This window comes from Hyalangium sp. (assembly GCF_035629615.1).
Taxonomy (GTDB): Bacteria; Myxococcota; Myxococcia; order Myxococcales; family Myxococcaceae; genus Hyalangium.
Genome location: NZ_DASPHO010000097.1, coordinates 24,063 through 30,405 on the forward strand (window position 1 = coordinate 24,063; position 6,343 = coordinate 30,405).

The 6,343-nt window shown below is 67.1% G+C and carries 5 protein-coding genes; 1 reads left to right on the forward strand and 4 read right to left on the reverse strand.

The annotated features are described in order from the left end of the window. Positions 1 to 73: 73 nt before the first annotated feature. From VD972_RS04505 to VD972_RS04515, 3 genes are all read right to left on the reverse strand, one after another. Positions 74 to 583, reverse strand: a complete 510-nt coding sequence (locus VD972_RS04505) for an RNA polymerase sigma factor (RefSeq protein WP_324981271.1) — start codon at positions 581 to 583, stop codon at positions 74 to 76. Positions 584 to 686: 103 nt separating this feature from the next. Continuing rightward, complete coding sequence (locus VD972_RS04510) at positions 687 to 2,336, reverse strand: sigma 54-interacting transcriptional regulator (RefSeq protein ID WP_324981274.1); 1,650 nt, start codon at positions 2,334 to 2,336, stop codon at positions 687 to 689. Positions 2,337 to 2,552: 216 nt separating this feature from the next. After that, positions 2,553 to 3,917, reverse strand: coding sequence for a hypothetical protein (locus VD972_RS04515; RefSeq protein ID WP_324981277.1), 1,365 nt, complete (start codon positions 3,915 to 3,917; stop codon positions 2,553 to 2,555). Positions 3,918 to 4,653: 736 nt separating this feature from the next. On the opposite strand from VD972_RS04515, the gene VD972_RS04520 reads away from it, so the two are divergent. Next, positions 4,654 to 5,163, forward strand: coding sequence for a hypothetical protein (locus VD972_RS04520; protein ID WP_324981280.1), 510 nt, complete (start codon positions 4,654 to 4,656; stop codon positions 5,161 to 5,163). Positions 5,164 to 5,230: 67 nt separating this feature from the next. Here the strand turns inward: VD972_RS04520 and gspN are convergent, their stop codons facing one another. After that, positions 5,231 to 6,244: a type II secretion system protein GspN gene (gene gspN / locus VD972_RS04525; RefSeq protein ID WP_324981283.1), complete on the reverse strand. Its 1,014-nt coding sequence runs from the start codon at positions 6,242 to 6,244 to the stop codon at positions 5,231 to 5,233. Between the last annotated feature and the right edge of the window lie 99 nt (positions 6,245 to 6,343).

Sequence of the window (6,343 nt, forward strand, 5' to 3'; positions counted from 1 at the left end):
GGGCGGCTCAAGGGAGGTAGGGCGCCGCAAACCTGGCGGCGCCCTCTCCTGCTGGTCTCCCCTCGCCCCTACCTCATGGGCGCTGCCCGCGCTCCTCCAGAACCTCCAGCGCGCGCACGCGTCCGCGGTGCAGTGAGCTCTTCACCGTGCCCTCGGGGATGCGCAGCACCTGGGCAATCTCCGGGTAGCTGAAGCCGCGGACCTCGCGCAGCCACAGCACCTGGCGCTGCAGCTCGCTCACCTGCTTCAGCGCGTCCCCGAAGTGCCGCTGCATCTCCTCGCCGACGGCTTGAGTCTCGGGGGAAGTGGGCTCCTGCGGCTCCTGGGTCAGCTTGTCCCGGCGCTTGCGCGCCCGGAGCCAGTTGATGCTGCTGTTCACCATGACCCGGTGCAGCCAGGTGGTCCACGCTGCTCGCCCGTTGAAGCCCTCGGGCTTGCGGGCCAGCCGCGTGAACACGTCCTGCACCACGTCCTCCGCGTCGTCCGCGTCTCCGACGATCCGCCGCGCGATGGCCAGCGCCCGTGTACGGTGTTGACGGTAAAGCTGCGAGATGTGGGGTAGCCCAACGATTCCGGCGCCCATGACATGCCTCCTCTCACCCCCGCATAAGGGGCTTGGGCATGAAACGCACGAGAGGCTCCAAGGATCTGTTCCCGTGCCGCGGCGCGTGGTGTCGGTGGGACGCTTACTCCGGATCCTCGTCCGTCTTCGTGATGCCCCAATCCCTGAGACGCTTGAAGAGGGTGGATCGTGCCAGCCCGAGCTCCTTGGAGACGCGCTCCCGGTTGTTGTTGTGGCGGCGCAGGGCGATCTCGATGATCTGGCGCTGCGCGCGCTCCGTCATCTGCTCGAGGTTCATCCCCTCGGGGAAGTCGAGGGAGACGTGGGAGGCGGGAGCGCCCGCGGGCTCGCGGCTGTACTCCTGATCGAAGGAGATGTCGCTGGCGTCGATCTTGGGGCCCTTGCGCAGCAGCAGGGCGCGATGGACGACGTTGCGCAGCTCGCGGATGTTGCCGGGCCAGGGGTGCTGCTGGAGCTTCTCCAAGGCGGCGGGGGTGATCTTCACCGTCTGGCCTCGCGGAGAGTAGAGGCGCACGAAGCTGTCGGCCAGCAGGCCCAGGTCGCCCTTCCGGTTGCGAAGGGGCGGGAGCACCAGGGGGATGACGCAGAGGCGGTAGTAGAGATCCTCGCGGAACTTTCCCTCGCGAGCGGCGGACAGCAGATCGCGGTTGGTGGCGGCCACGACGCGCACATCCACATGGGAGGGACGGCTGGCGCCCACGCGCTTGATCTCGCCGTTCTCCAGAGAGCGCAGCAGCTTGGCCTGCAGCTCCAGCGGCAGCTCGCCGATCTCATCCAGGAAGAGGGTGCCACCGTGGGCTTCTTCGAAGGCGCCCCGGCGCGAGCCCTGGGCTCCGGTGAAGGCGCCCTTCTCGTGGCCGAACAGCTCGCTCTCGATCAGCTCCTTGGAGATGGCAGCGCAGTTGATGGGGATGAAGGGCTTGTCCGCGCGCGTGGAGCAGACGTGGAGGGCCTTGGCGACCAGCTCCTTGCCGGTGCCGGACTCGCCGAGGATGGCCACGGCGGCGGAGGAGGGCGCCACCCGCCCGATGAGCTCGACGAGGTTCCTGACGGACGGATCATTGCCGATGATGCCGTGGAAGGACGAGTCCTGCCGGCCCTGGGACAGCGGCTCGAGGATGATCTCCGTCTCGCCTACCCGGAGCGTGGTGTTCAGCGGCACCTCCACCTCGAAGATGCGCGCGGAGCCCAGGAAGGTGCCGTTGGTGGAGTTCAGATCCACCACATGGAAGAGGCCCTCCTTGCGTGTCACCTTGAGGTGGCGGCTGGAGATGAAGCGGTCCTGGACGACGATGGTGCTGGACGGCTCCTTGCCGATGGTGAAGCTCTCTCCGCTGAGCTCGTGGAGGAACTCGGTGCTGCCCTGCTTCACGCGCACCTGGGCGGGCATTGCCTCCTGATCCTGGGGATCCTTGGCCTGGACGTCCGTGCGCCGACCCACGCCGGTGGGGCCTTCGCTCTCGATGGAGCCTCGCTCGCGGAACACAGCGCGCCACTGGCCCAGCGCGATGTCTGCGCCATCCGGGAGCACTCCCTGCTTCATCACCTTGCCGGCGACCACGGTGCCGTTTCCGGACAGATCCTCGAGCTGGCAGGTCTTCCCGTCATGGACGAGCGCCAGGTGCTGGCGGCTGACCTCGGGGTCGGGGATGACGACGTCGCACTTCTCGCCGCGGCCGAGCACCACGCGCGCTTTGTCGAGCGCGAACCTGAGCACTTCCTCGCCACGTCGAAAGAACACCAGCTCCGGCATGCCAGCCTCCGTGAGGAACGGAGTGGCTTTATACGCCGGGTGGCGCTCTTGGCAACTTGGTGGACCTGACAGGTAGGTGAGAACCGACTCGCCGCAGTGGGTTGGATGTGAGCGCCAAGCTCTGATCCCGGGAGTAGAAGACTCAAGCAAGGCTCCCCTGTCTGCGGGGCTTGGCACGAACCTGTTAGACAAGCAGAGCGGTCTTGGCAGCGTGGCTCACTGCTTCACGACGATCTTGACGTTGGCGGTGAGACCGCTGGAGAGCAGACGCACGGTGTTGGCGTTCGGCATCATCAACGTGAAACCGCCTCCGAGGCTGAGTCGTGTCCGGCCGTCGCTGCCGTTGCCTCCTGTCGAGGCACCGTCCCAACCGCTGTAGCAGGTAGGTTGACCGTACCCTCCCAACCCTCCCACCGCAGTGATGGTTCCTGCGTATCCCGCGAGTGTCTCGATGCGGATGGATCCTCCCGCGCCGCCTCCACCACCTCCTCCCGCGATGTAGGTGCAGCTATTGGTGGCCAGATATCCCTGGGTGCCATTTCCTCCGCTCGAGTTCAAGACGCCGTAGTTGGTGAACGTGGCTGCCCGGATGAATGTGATTCCCCCTCCGTTTCCTCCCACTCCGTATTCAGGTGGCTGCGTCACGGGTCCACTGGGGGGGTGGTGATTTCCTCCTCCTCCTCCTCCTGACCCCATGAAGAGCAGCCGGAGTTCATCATCACCGTAGGGAGCCGAGCGAAGCGTCCTCGCGCTCAACAAGTAGCCTGACACCCCTAGCGAACCGGGAGAGGCGTGGGCGCCTCCGTGTCCGCCGGTCATCCCTTCGCTGTTGGAGGCGACCCCGCCGGCTCCACCCCCTCCGTTTGGCGCGGCTGTATGGATGCCGTTGGCGAGGGTAATGGGGCTGCGAATCGAAGGGCCGGTAGGGCTCTCTCCCGTGAAGGGACCGCCCGTCGCCACGGTGTAGGGCTCGACGGTGCCGTTGCTGACGCCTCCGAGAAATCCCAAGCCCGATACATCGATGACGCCGCCCGGCTGGATCAGCACAGTACCTCTGGCCCGAAACGCGAGGACTCCGCCGGTCGTTCCATCCCAGGCGGATGCGGTGACGGTCGCCCCTGAACTCACTGTCATGTTCGCGTACTGCGGGACACGCAATGCCACATCGCGGGCCGTTTCACTGCTGGAGTAGCTGTTGCTCAGAGGCGCAGTCAGGGTCAGCGTGGTTCCGCCCAGTGTGGCGACCGTGTGTTCCTCCCACTGTCCCGCTCCTGGGCCTCGCATCTGGAGGATCAAGACGATGTTGCCCGTCAAGAACCCGGTGATGCTGGCGACGGTGAGCGCGGTGGTGCCCTCCGTCCCCGTGGCAGAAGTCCGGGTCTGATCGATGCGCTGGAGCCCGCTAACTGTGAGCGCTCCATCTCTGCCATCGCCGAGCAGTGTGGCCGCAGCCACACCCGTGGCCAACTGCGTATAGGTCACCCCGTTGTCGGAGGTGGTGTAGGCAGCGGCGACCACGTCGAACGTACCCCAGTTGTGGATGGCGTCGAGAGGGCTCGCTTGCGAGACGGTGCCGCTCACCACGAACGGGGGTGTATCGCCTCCCGAGGGCCCCTGTGGCCCAGTCGGTCCTTGTGGGCCCGTGGCACCCGTGGGCCCTACCGGCCCCTGTACTCCGTTTGCTCCTTGCGGGCCCCTTTCTCCTTGCGGGCCCGCTGCTCCCTGCGGCCCCGCTGGCCCTACAAGTCCCTGTGGGCCCGCAGGACCGGGGTCTCCCTTGGGACTTGGCTCTGTTTTCGAGCAGCCGAGCACCACAAGAAGCAGGATCCCCGCCCAACGGATGGGTGTGACAGTCATGGTCTACGTCTCCAAAGCTGAGAAGGGATTCTGAGCGCCTTCCTGTCCGCGGCACAGAACACGCGGAGGGTAAGGAAGGCCGGGACTCGGGCTGTACCACGGAAGGAGTATCGCTCCTGACCCGAGGCGAGTCGGCGGAGCCGTAGCTTGGGCAAAACCCGCAACCCCAACTTCCGGGGGCCACCTGCCGGGCGCAGCCTGCACCAACCTGTCTACTTGTATGACAGGTTCGTTCCAGGCCCCGCCGCCAGCAGGCTCCCCCCCACCAACCTGTCTACTTGTATGACAGGTTCAGTCCCGGCGCCGCCAGCAGGTCCCCCCGAATCCCGGCCTGGGAAGAGGGGCAGGGGCCTGTGCACTCAGCTGCCGGGGGACGGTATGCGCCTTGGCCCGGGGTGCGGCCTGCAGACCTCCAAGTCGTTCATCGGCCTGGGCCTGAGCCGACGGAGGCTCCACCGACTTGCCCGAGTGCCTCCGTAAGCGCCAGCGGAGGATTGCGGAGCTGAATGCCTACCGGCCGCCAGAGCCGGAGGAGTGGCTGCCCGCAAACGCGGCTCTACCCTCGGATGTGCCGGACACCCAGGCGGCGCTGGAGCACTATTCGCTGCTGGCCGAATACCTGGTGGCGCTGCTGCACGCCGAGGTGCCTGCCGTGTTCGAGCAGACCCCTGAGTCGCTCACCGACGTGGACTACCAATTCTGGCACGACAGATTCCCGGAGGTCTTCGAGCGGGAGAACATCGACGCGCGGGCGGTGCCGGCCGTGGGCGCCTACCTGAGGCAGGTGCTGGTGCGTCACCTCGGGGGGCAGTGGATATCGCGCCAGAAGCTGGAGGAGGCGCAGGTGCGCGTGGGCCAGCGTGTCTGGCTGCCGTTCCTGCGCGCCTACAAGTACATGCGCACACGCCAGTCGCTGCTGGGCTTCTCCTTGACCCAGCTCTACCGCGAAGCCCAGCGGCACTGGCACTGACACCGCAGAACGATCCGCCAGAGGCACCGCGGAAAGAATGGGCCGTCCCCAGGCTCAGAGCTGCTCGTCAGCGCTTGCCCAGGAAGGACAGCTTGCCCAGCGAGCCGCTCAAGCGCCCCGAGCGGAACTTCGGATCTTCCTTGTCCGGCGGGAGGATGGAGAGCCCCAGCCCCGCCGTCCCCAGCGACTTCACCAGCTCCGGCTCGACACGAATCTTCACGTCCATGGCCGGCTCGATGTACTGGATGCGCTTGCCGAGCTTCAGCGTGCCGGTGCCCAGGATCTCCAGCTGATCGCCGCCCAGCCGCAGCTTGTCCACGGTGCCCTGGCCCTTCTCGAAGCGGATCTGTGCCGTCAGCTCGCCCACGGGGATGCGCGGCAGTCCCCCTGGGAAGAGCAGGGCCACGGGGCTGCCCTTGCTGGCCACGCCCGAGCCCTCCACGCTCCCCTTGAGCAGCAGGTTCTGCCCATCGAGCACCAGCTCCCCGTCCGCCTGGGACAGATCGGGCTCTCCCGGCCGCCCAGCCGCTCCCGGCGCCGCCGGCAGGCTCAGGGTCAGCGAGCCGTTCAAGCTCCCCTCCAGATCCAGCCCGGAGAAGTTCTTCAGGTTGCCTTGAGCGGGATCGAGCTTGTCCAGCTTCACCCGAACCTGCAGATCCTTGCGCCCGCCGATGTTGCCGGAGATCTGCCCGCCCATGGCGTCAGCCTGGAAGGCCGCCCCCAGCGGGAAGAGGGTGGGACGAAGCGACAAGGCGTCGATCGTCACCGCCTCGCCCAGCTCCGCCGGGCCCAGCATGCGCGCCGTGGACGGATCGCCGCTCGTCAGCGCCGCGATCGTCTCGCTGCTGAGCGGCGCGGGTGGCTGGCTGATGCGCACGCCCCTGGCTGCCAGCCCGAAGAAACCCGGCCGCAGCGTGTCGATGCGCACCACGTAGCCCATCTTCAGCGCCTCGGTGGCGACGCGTGCGCGCAGCGTGCTGTACGGGAACGTGAGGAAGAAGCAGAGGACGAGGGCGAACAGCGAGAAGGCGCTGTAGCCGAGGACGATCTTCCAGCGGGCGGTCTTGGTCTCGGTGGCCATGATCTCACTGCGGCGGCTGAGGCTGCTGCCCCGGCTTGAGCTTGTAGGTGGCGACGGTGGCCCATGCCGTCAGGGACTCGGAGGCCGGGCGCGGCTCGA